Source organism: Tessaracoccus aquimaris, from assembly GCF_001997345.1.
Taxonomy (GTDB): Bacteria; Actinomycetota; Actinomycetes; order Propionibacteriales; family Propionibacteriaceae; genus Arachnia; species Arachnia aquimaris.
Genome location: NZ_CP019606.1, coordinates 3,543,241 through 3,557,608 on the forward strand (window position 1 = coordinate 3,543,241; position 14,368 = coordinate 3,557,608).

Below are 14,368 nucleotides of genomic sequence, written 5' to 3' on the forward strand. Positions count from 1 at the left end.
TGGACCGGCACTGGAGGTGTCGCCTAGTACGGTCTATGGCGCCCGCCTGCTAAGCGGGTTTGGGGCTTCAACCCCATCGCGGGTTCAAATCCCGCCACCTCCGCCAGTCGTGACAACGCCCCGGATTCGTTCGGGGCGTTGCGCGTTTGCGGGTGGATAGGATGCCGCCATGGCTGGCCAGACCGATCTCGACACCCTCCTGAGCGACCTGCGTCCGACCCGACGCCCGGGGGAGTTCGTCTACGTGACGACCTCTCGCCCCATCGACGCGGAGGCCCGGATCGTCGAGCGGGAGGCCGTCACGCTGATCCTCGAACGCGCGGTCGCCGATCGCGAGGGCCTCGAGTACGAGGGCAGCTACGCGTGGCTGACGCTCGAGGTGCACTCCTCGCTGGAGGCGGTCGGCCTCACGGCCGCCGTCTCCCGAACGCTCGCCGACGCAGGCGTCCCGTGCAACATGCTCGCCGGCTACTACCACGACCACGCGCTGGTTCCCTCCGACCGAGCCGACGAGGCGCTTGCGGCCCTGCGCCGGCTGTCCGAGCTCCCTCGGGGCGGCAGGTAAGCCCTGCTCCACTGGCTCGGGCTCTACCGCTGAACCACGAGCGCCGGCTGCTCTGCGCTGCCGCGTTCCAGATCGAGCAGGAACGCCTTGCGCTCGACGCCGCCTGCATAGCCGGTGAGTTTCCCCGATGAGCCGACCACCCGGTGGCACGGGACCACGATGCTGATCGGGTTGCGACCATTGGCAAGGCCGACCGCGCGGGCGGCGCCCGGCTGTCCGATCGCCTCCGCGAGCCGCCCGTAGCTCCACGTGTCGCCATAGGGGATCGTCCGCAGCGCGGCCCACACCCTCTGCTGGAAGTCGCTGCCCGTCGGGGCAAGGGGTAGGTCGAAGGACGTCCGCTCGCCCGCGAAGTACTCGACGAGCTGGGCGTCGAGTTGGGGCAACGTGTCGTCCTCGCGCTCGCCGAAGGTCTCGGACCGAGGCGCGGGCTTGTGGTCGGTCATGTACAGCCCGACGAGGGCGCCGTCGCGTTCGACGACGGTCAGTTCGCCGATCGGCGACGAGATGGTGCGATAGCTCATGCTTCCTCCTGGGAGCAGCCCGGGTGACCGGGGATCGAGTTGACGGCATGCGGGGTCATCGCCCACAGGTGCTGGGTGGCGTACGACCGCCAGGGCCGCCACGCCTGGGAGTGACCCGCGAGATTCTCGAGGCCGAGTTCGGCCGCGGCGCGGATCAGCCCGAGGTCGCTCGCGGGGAACGCGTCCGGGTCTCCGAGGCCGCGCATGGCGATCATCTCCACGGTCCACGGCCCGACCCCCTTCAGCGCGAGCAGCCCGGAGCGGGCGGCGTCGCGGTCGGCCCCGACGCCGAGGTCGAGCGAGCCGTCGGCGAGCGCCGTGGCGACCCGTGCGATCGTGTCGCGCCGCGACTGTGGGAAGGCCATCGCCTCGGGGGGCGCCTTGAGGACCCGCTGCGGGGTGGGGAAAAGGTGTGTCAGGCCGGGCACGGGCGTCTCGACGGGGTCGCCGACGGCCTGCACCAGGCGGGCGCCGTGCGTGCGCGCCGCCGCGGTCGAGACCTGCTGGCCGAGCAGGATCCGAAACGCCATCTCGTCGCCGTCGACCCCGCGCGGGATGCGCCTTCCCCGATGCGCGGCCACGAGCGGCGCGAAGTGGGGATCCTCTGAAAGGAATGCGTCGACGGCGACCGGGTCGGCGTCCAGGTCGAGGAGTCGCCGGATCCGCGCGACCGCCGTCGGTAGCTGCGCGAGATCCGTCAGCCCGATCCTGGCGCTGACCCCGGACGACGTGGGCGCGAGGGAGGCGACGCCGTAGCCGACCGGGAGCCGGAGCGTCCGGTGATAGACGCCGTCGGCGAAGGACTCGACGCCGTCGATCGCGGTGGCGATCAGGTGCCCGAACACGTTGCACGGGCAGAACGGCTGGCGGACGGCCAGGTCGAGGTCGACGAACGTCAGCCCTCCCAGGTCGGTGCCGCGTCTCCTCGTGGAACGGTTCCGCAGTTCTCTGGGGGTGGTGTCGTAGACCTCCAGCATGGTGGCGTTGAAGGACCGCACGCTCGCGAAGCCCGCGGCGAAGGCGATGTCGGCGTGGGACAGTTCAGTCGCCTCAAGCAGGGTCCTTGCCGTCTGCGCGCGGCGGGCCCGGGCCAGCGCGAGCGGGCCGGCCCCGGCTCCGTCGGCGAGCAGTCGCTGCACCTGCCTCGTCGAGTAGCCGAGGTGCGCCGCCAGCCCAGGCACCCCCTCGCGGTCGACCACGCCGTCGTCGATGAGGCGCACAGCCCTGGCGAGTGCGTCGCCCCGCACGTCCCAGTCGGGAGAGCCGGGGGTCGCGCCCGGCAGGCACCGCTTGCACGCCCGGAACCCGGCCTGCTGCGCCGCCGCGGCGGTCGGGAAGAACTGGACGTTGCGGGGCTGCGGCGTGCGCGCCGGGCAGGAGGGTCGGCAGTAGATGCCGGTCGTCAGGACGCCGGTGTAGAAGCGCCCGTCGAACCTGGCGTCCTTGGCCTGGATGGCCCTCTCGCAGGCGTCCCGATCGGTGAACATGCCCCTAGTCTCCACCAGGAAGCGGCCCATTTCTAGCAGGAATGCGACACGACGGCCCGGCTTCGACATCCGGCCGAACGAACAACGGCGCCCCGCGGGATGAACGCGGGGCGCCGCCTCTTCTAGCAGGCCGCCGGAGGTGGTTTGTGCCCCCAACCGCCGGCGGCGGCTTGTGAGGGTCAGGCCGACAGGGCCAGGACCGCTCGTTGCGAGTCCTCGAGACGGTAGGGCCCGTCCTCGAGGGGTGCCGCGACGCTCTGGGCGTCGGAGTCGAGCACGAGACGGCGACCCGATCCGGAGACCAGGATCAGGTCCTTCGCCGCGAGGGCCAGCAGGTCGCCACCCTGTCGGATCAGGATCGGCGCGGTGTCGAGCGAGGGTCGCGCCTCGTCGGGGCTGACGAAGTGCGCGCCAGCCGTGACGGTGGTGCGACCTGCGCGCATCGCGTCCAGGATCGCCTCGTCGCTGTCCTCCTCGGCCGCAACCCAGGTCGTCGGCATGCCGGGCCTGAGCGGCGAGTCCCGCTTGTGGAAGTCGCCGCCGCCGAGCAGGACGACGTCGCGCCGCCAGCGGCGGAACCAGGCGAGCGCCGATGTGGAGATCGGCTCCTCGTACCAGGTCGAGTGGTACAACTCGACGCCGCCTGGCTCGCGTTGCATCTCGTGCAGCCACGAGCAGTCGCCCGAGACGGGGTGGTTGATCGACATCAGCCCGCCCCGCTCCGCGACCACGTCGGCCCACTCCTGGGCGGGGAGTCGGAAGTCGACGAACCCGATGTCGCCGAACGCGTTGGAGTGCCCCCGTGCGGTGGTCACCTCCTGGCCGGGCACCAGCGTGATGCCGTGACGGTTTCCGACCGGCCCGAGGTGCGCGTGGTGGCTGGTGGTGTTGTGGTCGGTGACGCACAGGAAGTCCAGGCCGGAGCGCACCCCTTCGTTTGCCAACTCCCAGAGGCTGAGCGCCCCGTCGGAGTGCAGCGTGTGCGCGTGGGTGTCGCCCGCGTACCACCGCATGCCGGCGGGCGCTGGCAGGTCGCGGTCGCTGCCGCGGGCCTCCCTGCGCACCGGTTCCTCGACGGGCCCGTGATCGGGCCGGTTGATCGCAGGCATCTCGACGGTGACCGTCACGTCAGCCCCGGCCGCGGGCAGCGTGTGCAGGCCGAGGATGACGTCCCAACGACCGGGGACGACGTCGCCGGGCAGATAGCCGGGGGTCGCGTCGTCCTCCGCGACCACGAACGTGCGCCTGGCGCCGCCCGACCAACCTCGCCAGGCCTTCGGGCCCTCGCAGCCGAGGTCGATCCTGGCGTCCGGGCCTCCCTCGACCTCGAGCGTCACCTCGAAGCTGGTCACGCCCTCGGGCAGGTCGAACCCGAACCGTGGGTAGCGGTCGGCAGCCTGGTCCGCGAGCGTGACGTGGCGCGACTCGGTGTGTCGCATCAGGACTCCCTCCGTAGCGTGACGATCTGCCCCGCGCCGACCTCGAGCGTTGCCAGGTCGACCGGACCCGAGACGACCGCGCCCGTCAGGTCGGTGACGACCCAGGTGCCCTCGGCGGCGACGGCCAGCGGCCGGGCGACCGGGGAGTAGTTGACCAGCCGTGCCTCGACGCCCCCGCGGACCCGGCGCAGCGACTCGAGCGCGACCTGACCGGTCGTCTCGAACGCCACCGCCGGCTCGGTCGGCTCTCCGCCGCGGCCCGGAACGGTCACCGGATCCAAGCGGAAGACGTCGCTGTGCTCGACCAGGCGATCGGGATCGAGGTCGATCGCGAACGAGCACTCCACGTGCCTACCCAGGTATTGCGCACCGGGGACGGGGAACTGCGAGCCTGCAGGCTCGTCGCGCAGCGGGTGCACGTTGACGCTCATCATCCCGACGCTGCGCAGCACCGTCAGAGCGATGTCGTCGGTGCCCTCACCGTCGACCACCTCGTACTCGACGAGCTTGTCGACGAGGACGCCGACCTCACCCGCGGTGACGAACCGGGTCGCTGGGAAGGTCGGCAGCGGGAACTCGCCCCAGCCTCCCTCCGCGGTGCGGCCGCGCACCGTCAGCCCGTACTGGCCGGCCGACGCCGACTCGGTGACGCCCTGTCGCAGCGTCGGCACCATGACGCGCAGCCGGTGGTCGCCGACCTGGTTGGTGAGCGAGACGGTGACGCGCAGGAACGGCTCGCCCGCGCGCAGCTCGACGAGCGTGTCGACGACCTGCTCGCGGGTCACCGCGGAGCGGCGCGACCGGTCGGACGCGTCGACCTCCACGGGCAGCGGGTAGGTGCGCCGGATGACGATCCGTCCGCGCAGCGGCCCTTCCTCCGCGACGGTGATCTCGACCGAAGCGGGCGCGTCGACGGGGCCGTCGACCGGGCCGTAGTTGTACGAGTCGCCGCGGTCGCCGTCGTCGACGAGTCGGAGCGCGTCGGGGAGCGTGACCCCGGTGCGCAGATCCGTGACGGTGACGGTGCCCGCCTCTGCGACGACGGCCTCGACGAGGCCGTTGGACAGCCGGCCTGCCGAGACCACGACGGGCGCCTTGGGCGCGACCGCGGAGTCGGGGCCCAGCGCGACGGCGGACATGCCCGCAGCGGGCCGGGCGACCAGCACCCGGCTGGTCGCCGGAACCCGGGTCACGACGCGGAACGGGTGGTCCTCGTCGGAGGAGGACATCTTGTCGTTGAGCACCGCCACGAAATCGGCGAGGTCGAAGTCGCCGTCGGTGATGTCGGCCACCACAAACTCCAGGTCGTCGCCCTCCCAGGACCAGGAGCGGATGTGCTTGCCGAACAGTTCCTGGCCGTGGATCCGGCGCACCACCTTCGGCAGGTCCCGCGACGCGATGGTCTCGTCGCCGATCACGGTCGGCAGTTCTTCGAGGAGCTGGACGGACGGGGACGACGGGGCGCCCTCGACGACCAGTTCGGCCTGCACCTGGCGCGGGAAGCCGCTCTGGTTGAACGCCGCGACCGAGCCGACCGGGGCGTGGCTGGCCAGCCCCGGGGCGGTGATGTCGATGACGCCGTCGGCGGTCTGGGCCGCGACCCGGAGCCGCGACTCGACCTCGTCAGCGGTGGAGTCGACGCCGCAGCCCGTCACCGAGTCGTGCGCCGTCGATTCGACGATGAGGCCCCAGCCGCGCTCGAAGAAGGCGGTCCGGGACACCCCGCCGACCCATGCGTCGAGGCGTTCGGCCGTGGCCATGCCCCGCTCGGCGGCGGCCATCGCGGCCTTGAGGTTGGTGCGGATGGAGAAGATGCCGGGCAGCAGGTTGCCGCGGGCGTGCGAGCGCAGTTCGCCGCGCACCACCGGAAGCTTGGCGAGGGCCTCGGGGGAGTGGTCCCGCGAGGCGATCACCTCGTCGACGGTGCCGATCCTCAGTTCGACGTCGCCCCCGTAGCCGCGCAGGATCTGCACCAGGTCGGCCCGTGGCGCCATGTGATCGGTGCCGTACCAGCCTGCGACGGCCTCACCGTCGAACCAGGACGCGTTCTCGTCGAGGTAGGCGTCGATCAACTCCGGGAGCTTCTCGAGGGGCTCGAACAGCTTCAGCGCGCTGCCGTAGCCGTCCCACAGGTACTCGACCCGCACGGCGCTGCCGTCCAGGCCCTCCCACGAGAAGGCGTGCTTGTCGACGGATGCGGGGACACCGCGCCAGAGCGACGCGTCGGCGATGCCGAAGCCGCGCAGGATCTGCGGGGTCTGGGCCGCGTGGCCGAACATGTCGGGCAGGTAGCCGACGCGCATCTCGCGGCCGAGCCGACGGGCCGAGGCGATCCCGTGTTCGAGGTTGCGGACGATGGCCTCGCCGTCGCAGCAGAACTCGTCGAGCAGGATCTGGAACGGGCCGAGGGCGAGCTGCCCGCGAGCGACGGCCGCGCGCACCCGGTCGGCCTCCTCAGGACGGATCTCCAGGTAGTCGTCGATGGCGGCGCTCTGCCCGTCGAGCGTGAACTTGTAGCCGGGTTCACGCTCGAGCAGGGACAGCAGGCCGTCGAGCATTGCGACGAGGCGGGCCCGGAAGACGTCGTGGGGTTCGTACCATTCACGGTCCCAGTGGGTGTGAGGGACGATCCACATCGTGGTGGGGGTACTCACAGTTCGTCGCCGCCGATTCGCAGGCCGGACTCGGTGTCGAAGACCATCGTCTTGGAGACGGGGATCGAGAACCAGGCACGCTGTCCTGGCTCGGGCAGTGGCTCCTCATCGACGACTGCCTGCAGGCGGTCGTCTCCCACCCGGGCGGTCAGCAGGGCGGACGCGCCGAGGTTCTCGATCGTGCTGACCTCGGCCTCGACCGCGCCGTCGACCGGCGTCGGCGACCAGGAGATGTACTCGGGGCGTGCCCCGACGACGACCTTCTGGCCCTCGCGCAGTTGCGGGGCGGTGTCGGGCTGGACGTCGAGTTGGGTGCCGAGCACCCGGACCCTTCCGTTCTCCACCACACCGTCGAGGAGGTTCATGGGGTGCGACCCGATGAACGAGGCGACGAAGGTGTTGGCCGGCGCGTGGAACACCTCGCGGGGCGTTCCGATCTGCTGGATCTTGCCCTCCTTCATGACCGCCATCCGGTCGGCGAGCGCGAGCGCCTCCGACTGGTCGTGGGTCACGAACACCGAGGTGACGCCCAGTTCGCGCTGCAGTTCCTTCAGGAACGAGCGGGCCTCGAGGCGAAGCCGCGCATCCAGGTTGGACAGCGGCTCGTCGAGCAGCAGCACCTGGGGGCGCGTTGCGATGGCACGGGCGAGCGCAACGCGCTGCTGCTGACCGCCGGAGAGCTGGCCGGGGCGGCGCTCGAGCAGGTGCTCGAGCGAGAGTTTGCCCGCGGTGTCCGCCGCGATGGCCTTGCGCTCATCCTTGGCGACCTTGCGGATCCGCAGCGGGTAGGCGATGTTGTCCGAGACGTCCATGTGTGGGAACAGGGCGTAGTCCTGGAACACCATGGCGACGCCACGCTCGCCCGGTTCGCGGTGGGTCATCTCCTCACCGCCGATCTGCAGCGTGCCCTCGGTGATGGTCTCGAGGCCGGCGATGGAACGCAGCAGGGTGGTCTTGCCGCAGCCGGAGGGGCCGAGCAGCGCGAAGAACTCACCCTCCCCGATCTCGATGTCGACACCGTCGACGCCGCGCACCCCGTTGGGGTATTGCTTGACGAGCGCAGTGGTCGTGATGGTCGAGGTCATGACTTGATACCTCCGTAGAAGCGGAATCCGAACTTACGGTTGACGAAGAAGTAGATGAGGATGACGGGTAGCGCGAAGATCAGCGAGAACGCGGAGATCAGTCGCAGGTCGGCTTGGCCGGACTCCGTGTAGAACGTGTACATCATGACCGCGGCAGGCTGCGTGGTCGGGTCGCGAAGCAGCAGGAAGGGCACCAGGAAGTTGCCCCACACCTGCACGATGGTCCAGATCGCCACGAAGGCGATGCCGGGCCGCGCGACGGGCACCACGACGTGGCTCAGGATCTGGTACGGCTTCGCGCCGTAGAGCCTTGCCGACTCCTCATAGGACTTCGGGACCGAGTCCATGAAGTCCTTCAGGATGAACACGACGGTCGGGAGCAGGCCGCCCGCCAGCACCAGCATGACGCCCGTGTGGGTGTTGATGAGGTTGATGGCGTTCATCAACTGGAACGTCGGCACCATGGCCGCGGTGCCGGTCACGATGGAGCTGAGCAGCAGCATGCCGTAGAGCAGCCCGTCGCGGCCGGGGATCCGGACGCGGGACAGCGCGTAGCTGGCTATCGTCGCGAGGAGCACCGTGATCAGCATGGTGCCGATCGCGATGATCAGCGAGTTGCCGATGGAGCCGAGCGCGTAGGGGTTCTCGGCGAGGCGCTGGAAGTTGCCGAGCGTCCACTCGGGCCACTTGACGGCCATCGTCGGGTTCGCGTCGAACGGGGCGACCACGAGCCAGGCCATCGGCAGCGCGAAGAAGATGCCGATCACGACAAGCAGGACGATGAAGAGGGTGCGGCCGAGCACCTTGCGCAGTTGGCGGCCGAAGCTCGGAGGGTTCGTGCTCACTTCTTGCTCCTTCCGATGCGCATGTACAGCAGGGCGATGCCCAGGTTGATCAGCAGCATGATCATCGACAGGGCGGCGCCGAAGCCGAGCTGGCCACCCGGGATCGCCGTCTTGTAGATGTAGACCGACAGGATCTCGGTCTTGCCATTGGGGCCGCCCGCCGTGAGCAGGTAGGGCGTGAACGTGTTGAACGTCCACAGGGTGATCATCAGGGTGTTGGTCAGCACGTGGCCGCGGATGTTGGGCAGCACGACGTCACGCAACTGCTCCCATCCCGAGGCGCCTGCCATCCGGGCGCTCTCCATCTGCGACGGCGGGACCGCCGACAGCGCGGAGGAGAACAGTTGCATCGAGAAGGCGGTGCCTACCCAGATGTTGAAGATGACGATGATGGTCATCGGGTGTTCGATGAGCCACGCCTTGCCGTCGGTGCCGAGCAGGGCGTTGAGGGTGCCGCCGCGGCGGTCGAGCAGCGCGATCCAGAGGAACGCGTGCACTGAGCCGGGGATGACCCAGGCGGCGAGGACGACGGACTCCAGCAGCGTGCGGGCCCAACCGACGATGCGGCGGGTGGACCAGGCAAGCGTGAAGCCGAGCAGCGTCTGGCCGAGGACGCCGGAGAATCCGACGAAGATCACGGTCAGCCAGAGCGAGTTCCAGAAGCTCTTGTCGCCGAGGGCCTGGGCGTAGTTGTCGAGGCCGACGAACTCGGTGTTCGCGGCGGCGAGGCCGGTCAACCGGAAGTTGGTCATCCCGAGGTAGATCGTCCAGAGCGCGGGGAAGAGCAGGAACAAGGCGATGACGAGGAGGGCCGGGGTCACGAAGACGAGCGCGCGCTTCGTGCCCAGGCCGGCCACGTCCTCCGCCCGACGCCGGGAACGCCTGGTTCCCGACGCCGGTGCGGTGGAGGTGCTCACGGGTGATCAGCCCTGAGCGATGTTGTCTTCGCCACCCACGATGCTCGGGAGCGCGTCGGCGAAGGACTTGGCGGCGTCTTCGGGGGAGGTGCCGGAGACGACGTCGAGGGTCGCCTGCTGCAGCTTCGCGGAGACCTCGGGGTACTCGGCAAGGCCTGGACGGTATGCCGTGATCGGGAGGACCTCGGTGTTGACGAAGGTCAGCATCTTGTCGGAGGCGAGCAGCTTGTCGTTGACGTCCTTGCGGGGCGAGATCGACAGGGTGCCAGCCGCGCGAGCCTCGAAGGCCTCGGGCGAGTTCATGAACGCCAGGAGCTCCCACGCGAGGTCGGGGTTCTTGGAGTTCGGGTTCAGCACGCGGCCGGTGCCGCCGGACATCGAGACGAAGTCCTGGCCGTTGATGCCGGAGCCGGGCTTCATGGCGGGGATCTTGGCGTAGCCGACGACGGTGTCGCGGTCGGCCATCGGCGCGGTGCCGACGCCCTCAGCGGGGTTGATCACGGAGCGCCAGAAGTAGTCGCCCTCGAACAGGATGCCGATCTTGCCTGCGGCGAACTCGGCGAACGAGGTGTCGCGGCCGGAGGCCTCCTGCTGGAGGATCGGGTCGCCGAGGCCCTCGTCGATGTAGATGGTCTTGTACAGGCCGAGCACGTCGCGCATGCCCTGCGTGTCGCCGTACCACTTGCCGTCGGCCCACAGCTTCTGGTTGGTGCCCATCAGCATCGGCAGGTAGCCCTGCATGCTGGTGGCCTCACCCATCGCGGTGCCAGCGTTGAGCTGGATCGGCGTGACGCCGTCGACCTTCTTCAGCGCGCGGCCGGCCTCGAGGATCTCGTCCCAGGAGGTGGGCTGCCAGTCGGTCGGCAGGCCGGCCTTCTCGAACAGCGTCTTGTTGTAGTAGATGACGCGGCCGTCGGAGCCCTGCGGGACGCCGTAGCGCTCGCCGTCGAAGGACAGCGCCTGCTGCACGGCGTCGGTCATCTGCTCCCAGCCGTCCCAGCTGTCGGCGTCCTTCGCCACCTGGTTCAGCGGCTTGATGTAGCCGGCCTGGGCGAACTCGCCCGTCCAGATGCCGTCGATGCCGAGCACGTCGGCGCCCTTCTTGGAGCTGAGGTCCAGGGCGATCTTGGTCTTGTAGTCCTCGTCGTCGACGCCCTGGGGCTCGAACTTGACGTCGACCTCGACGCCCTTGGCCTTCTGTGCCTCGACGAACTTGGGGATGACGTACGACTCGATCCATTCGGCCTCAGCCGCGTTCTTGCCGCCAGCGATGGCGTTGACCATGATCGACAGGGTCTTCTTGCCGCCGTCCGCGGCGGGGGACTCGCCCCGGACGATGGCGAACAGGCCGTCACGGAGAGCGCGACGGCGCCAATGAGTGCGACGGTCTTGGTCGCCTTGGCGATGATCGACTTCATCGGATTCCTTTCAGGTGTGTTCCTGGGCCACTTCCGCCTGGGTTAGGCGTGTGTGGCCGCAGAGCCGGTCTCGGCATCGATTCCGGCGGAGGTCGCGCAGGCCCTCCACAAGGCCTGCGCGCTGGCCAGGTCCTGGCGGGCGGCGCGGATGCTCGATCCGTCCGGTGTCCCGCCGCTGGCCAAGGTGAGGAGGCTTCGGAGCTCACGCTCGAAGGCCTCTTCCTGGGGCCAGGTCTGCTCGGAGACCTGGCTGATCAACTGGTCGTCGCCCGTGCTGACCCGCAGCACGGTCGGGGCATTGAGGACGTAGGGGGTGGCGAAGCGAAGCTCGATCGTCCCCTTGTCGTGGTGGACGGTGATCGTCTCGCGGTACTCGGGGTAGTCGGCGATGAAGTGCCAGCCGAGGTTCCAGGCCACCCCGTTCCCGGTGGTGCCTGCCGCGAAGACCGATCCGGGGAACTCGTCGCCGACCCTGCGGGCGTGGATGACGTCCGCGAGGCCGAGGCCGAGGTGCCGTGTCAGCGCGATGTCGTGCACGATCGAGCCGAGCAGCACATTGGTCCAGAGCTTGCGCAGAGTGTCGTCGCCGGTGGGGACGGACTCATCGATCGAGCGCTGCGAGCGGCCGGTGAGCGCCGCGAGGGTGGCCGCGTCGACGTCGTCGGAGGCGGCCTCGAGGTGCGCGAACTGCAGTTGCGCGCCGTCGGCCGGGTGCAGCACCTCGACGCGCACCTCGCGGGGTGTGACGTCTGCCAGCAGTGTCTTGGCCGCGGCGACCGCAGGGTCGTGTTCCTTCATGTAGCCGATCCGCAGCCATTCCTCGGGGAGCGGCCGATCTCGGCGAGGCCCTCCTCCAGAGTGTCCAGGTCGTGCCCGCTCCAGCCGAGCGGCTTCTCGACGAGCACCTTGACCCCCGCGCGCACCAGGGCGAGCGCCTCGTCGGTGTGGCCGCCTCCGGTGGCGATGATGGCCGCGTCGACGGCGAGGTCGCCCCTGTCGATGGCCGCGACGAGGTCGTCGAGACTGGTGAACCGGCCGTCGGCAGGCACGCCGTGCCGCTCGGCGATGGTGTCGAGCCGCGCGCGGGACAGTTCGACGAGGGCCACCAGGTCGACGTCGGCGCGGTTGCGCTGGATGACGGGAAGGTGCACGGACTGGGAGATGCCCCGAGCCCTACGACGGCGAGGCGGGTCACGCGAACCACCGCCGGATGGTCTCGCGGTTGGCGATCTGGTCGGCGACTGCGCGGTCCACGTCCGCCTGCTGCATCAGCACCACGTCCTGCTCGACGACCAGCCAGCCGTCGAAGCCGCTGTCGGTGATGTCGCCGACGATGCCGTCCAGATCGAGGTCGCCCTCGCCGAGCGCCACGAAGACGCGCTTCTCCCAGACATCGCGCACCGGGTCGTCGGAGCCCTTCGCCTGCTCGAGGACGGTGAGGTTGACGTCCTTGAGGTGCAGGTGGTTGATCCGCTCTGCCCAGCGCCTGAAGTCGGTGGCCGGGTCGCCGCCGCCGAGCAGCAGGTGGCCGGTGTCGAAGGTGAGGTCCATGGTGGTGTCGCGCAGGAAGGCGTCGATCTCGGCGGGGGTCTCGATGTAGGTCACCGCGTGGTGGTGGAAGGTGGGCTCGAGGCCGAGGGATCGGACGTGCGCGGCTACGCGCTCCAGGCGGGCGACGAACAGGTCCCAGGCCGCGCCCGAGAGTTGGAGTTCGGGGGCTCCCCCTGGCCGCGCCTTGCGGGCGGCGTCGCCTGCGTCGGCGATGGTGGGCAGCGGGCCGTGGCCCTGCTGCTGCGCGGCGACCAGCGCGAAGTCGTCGAGGACGGGCAGCGCCGCCTTGAAGGCAGCGTCGAACTCGGCGTCGGAGCCGGTGAACGGGTAGTCGACCCAGCCGCCAGCCAGGCCGAGGCCGTGGCGGTTCAGGTTCCCGATCAGCGCCTCGCCGGTGCCGAACAGGCCGTGCGCGCCCAGGTCGACGCCGTCGTAGCCGGCCTCGCTGACGAGCGCGAGCAGTTCGTCCCCGGTGGGGAGGGCGACCAGGTCAGGCCTGGACAGTCCGAAGACTCCGTACGAGACGGGTGCGTTGGCGATGGTGATCATTTCTCTCCGCTGAGTTCGTTGGTGCAACGTCGCAACAAACATTATTCTGCGCTAAAGAAAAATTAGGTGTCAAGTCGTTACGAGACTGTGATCAAATCGTTATCTTTGTAAGAACAAGCGTTCAGCGACGGCTAGGAAGCCGAGGCACGAACCTCGCGTCCAGCACCGCGCAGGCGGCACCGATGGCACCGACCTCGGTGCCCATTGCCGTTGACAGCACCTCGACGGGGTGCGGGCCGCGTGCCGAGGGGCGGGCGAGCGCCGCGATCGCAGCGTCCTCGTAGAAGGGCCGGACATGGACCCAGTTGGGGCCGCCGTAGACGACCGTGTCGGCGTCGAAGACCTCCGCAGTCATGACCACCATCTCGGCGATGCGCCTGCCCGCGTTGCGCAGGATCGCCTCGGCGGGCGTGTTGCCGTCGAGGGCGAGTCGGCACAGTTCGCGGAACTGTTCCTCGAGTTGGCGAAGCTCCCAGCGCGTCGGGGGAGGCGAGGCGAGGATGCCCTGTTCGTGGGCTTCCTGCACGAGGATGAACGGGTCGTTGTCCATGCCGCGCAGTTCCTCGCGGCCGAGCGAGACGAGCATCCGGCCGATCTCGCCCGCGTTGCCGGAGGCGCCGCGCACGGGTTCGCCGTTGAGCGACAGCCCCAGGCCGGTGCCGGTGCCGAGGTAGACGAACACCACGGTCGAGTCGATCATCGACCCGCCACGCACCCACGCCTCACCGGTGACCGCGGCGAAGGTGTCCTTGACGACGGGGACGGTGGTGCCGAGCCTGCGGGTGAGCGCCTCGCCGATCGCGATGCCCGCCCAGCCGGGCAGCCAGACGGTGTCGGTGATGGACCCCGTGCGGTCGTCGAGGGGACCGGGCACCGCAGCGCAGGCGCCCAGCAGTCTCGTCCGGTCGATGCCGGAAGCGTCGACCAGTTGGTTGATGAGGTTGGCCGCCTCGTCCAGCGAACTGCTCGGGTCGTTGGGGTCGATGGACTCGCTGGTGCCGTCGAGCACCACCTGGCCGCGTAGGTCGAGCACGACCGCCGACATGATGGCGGGGTCGATATGCAGGCCGACGGCGTAGTTGGCCGTCGGTTCCAGGTCGACGATGACACGGGGGCGGCCGCGGCCGACGGACTCGGTGCGCAGTTCGGTCAGGTAACCGAGGTGCCGGAGGTTGCGGACGATGGAGGAGACAGCTGGGATCGACAGGCCGGTCTGTGCGGCAATGTCGGTCTGGCTCGTCGGGCCGAGCACTCGGAGCGCGTGGATGACGGCGTTCTCGTTGTACTGGCTGACGTGCGAGAGGCTGGCGCCTGGTCGCATGGGTCCTCCCTGG

13 protein-coding genes and 1 tRNA gene are annotated in these 14,368 nt (G+C 69.6%); 2 read left to right on the forward strand and 12 right to left on the reverse strand.

All coding sequences use genetic code 11. The annotated features are described in order from the left end of the window. Positions 1-12: 12 nt before the first annotated feature. Both BW730_RS16090 and BW730_RS16095 read left to right on the forward strand, forming a co-directional pair. Positions 13-106, forward strand: a tRNA-Ser gene (locus BW730_RS16090). A gap of 63 nt (positions 107-169) precedes the next feature. Further along, on the forward strand, positions 170-565 hold the full coding sequence (locus BW730_RS16095) for an ACT domain-containing protein (protein WP_077687157.1): 396 nt from the start codon (positions 170-172) through the stop codon (positions 563-565). Positions 566-588: 23 nt separating this feature from the next. Here the strand turns inward: BW730_RS16095 and BW730_RS16100 are convergent, their stop codons facing one another. The 12 genes from BW730_RS16100 to BW730_RS16155 form a co-directional block, all read right to left on the reverse strand. Next, entirely contained in the window at positions 589-1,089 is a 501-nt protein-coding gene (locus tag BW730_RS16100) for a methylated-DNA--[protein]-cysteine S-methyltransferase (protein ID WP_077687158.1), read from the reverse strand. Further along, on the reverse strand, positions 1,086-2,576 hold the full coding sequence (locus BW730_RS16105) for a DNA-3-methyladenine glycosylase 2 family protein (protein WP_077687159.1): 1,491 nt from the start codon (positions 2,574-2,576) through the stop codon (positions 1,086-1,088). The genes BW730_RS16100 and BW730_RS16105 overlap by 4 nt, the downstream gene beginning before the upstream one ends. A gap of 179 nt (positions 2,577-2,755) precedes the next feature. Continuing rightward, positions 2,756-4,015, reverse strand: a complete 1,260-nt coding sequence (locus tag BW730_RS16110) for a CehA/McbA family metallohydrolase (protein WP_077687160.1) — start codon at positions 4,013-4,015, stop codon at positions 2,756-2,758. Beyond that, positions 4,015-6,651: a glycoside hydrolase family 38 N-terminal domain-containing protein gene (locus BW730_RS16115; RefSeq protein WP_077687161.1), complete on the reverse strand. Its 2,637-nt coding sequence runs from the start codon at positions 6,649-6,651 to the stop codon at positions 4,015-4,017. Before BW730_RS16115 ends, BW730_RS16110 begins: the two co-directional genes overlap by 1 nt. Positions 6,652-6,665: 14 nt before the next feature. Beyond that, positions 6,666-7,754 carry an ABC transporter ATP-binding protein gene (locus BW730_RS16120; RefSeq protein WP_077687162.1) on the reverse strand — a complete coding sequence of 363 codons (1,089 nt, stop codon included), beginning with the start codon at positions 7,752-7,754 and terminating at the stop codon, positions 6,666-6,668. Next, on the reverse strand, positions 7,751-8,599 hold the full coding sequence (locus tag BW730_RS16125; protein ID WP_226996864.1) for a carbohydrate ABC transporter permease: 849 nt from the start codon (positions 8,597-8,599) through the stop codon (positions 7,751-7,753). The genes BW730_RS16120 and BW730_RS16125 overlap by 4 nt, the downstream gene beginning before the upstream one ends. Further along, a complete protein-coding gene (locus BW730_RS16130) occupies positions 8,596-9,516 on the reverse strand; it encodes a carbohydrate ABC transporter permease (RefSeq protein ID WP_077687163.1) in 921 nt (306 codons plus the stop codon). Before BW730_RS16130 ends, BW730_RS16125 begins: the two co-directional genes overlap by 4 nt. Positions 9,517-9,522: 6 nt before the next feature. Beyond that, positions 9,523-10,800, reverse strand: a complete 1,278-nt coding sequence (locus tag BW730_RS16135; protein WP_077687164.1) for an extracellular solute-binding protein — start codon at positions 10,798-10,800, stop codon at positions 9,523-9,525. Between the two features lie 176 nt (positions 10,801-10,976). Further along, the gene (locus BW730_RS16140) at positions 10,977-11,732 is read right to left on the reverse strand and encodes a hypothetical protein (protein WP_077687165.1); all 756 of its coding nucleotides are present in this window, start codon (positions 11,730-11,732) and stop codon (positions 10,977-10,979) included. Further along, the gene (locus BW730_RS16145) at positions 11,729-12,085 is read right to left on the reverse strand and encodes a Gfo/Idh/MocA family oxidoreductase (RefSeq protein ID WP_158522703.1); all 357 of its coding nucleotides are present in this window, start codon (positions 12,083-12,085) and stop codon (positions 11,729-11,731) included. The genes BW730_RS16140 and BW730_RS16145 overlap by 4 nt, the downstream gene beginning before the upstream one ends. Before the next feature lie 40 nt (positions 12,086-12,125). Then, positions 12,126-13,034 carry a sugar phosphate isomerase/epimerase family protein gene (locus BW730_RS16150; RefSeq protein ID WP_158522704.1) on the reverse strand — a complete coding sequence of 303 codons (909 nt, stop codon included), beginning with the start codon at positions 13,032-13,034 and terminating at the stop codon, positions 12,126-12,128. Between the two features lie 121 nt (positions 13,035-13,155). Then, positions 13,156-14,355 (reverse strand): ROK family transcriptional regulator, encoded by a 1,200-nt coding sequence (locus BW730_RS16155; protein ID WP_077687168.1) that lies wholly within the window; start codon positions 14,353-14,355, stop codon positions 13,156-13,158. Positions 14,356-14,368: the final 13 nt, after the last annotated feature.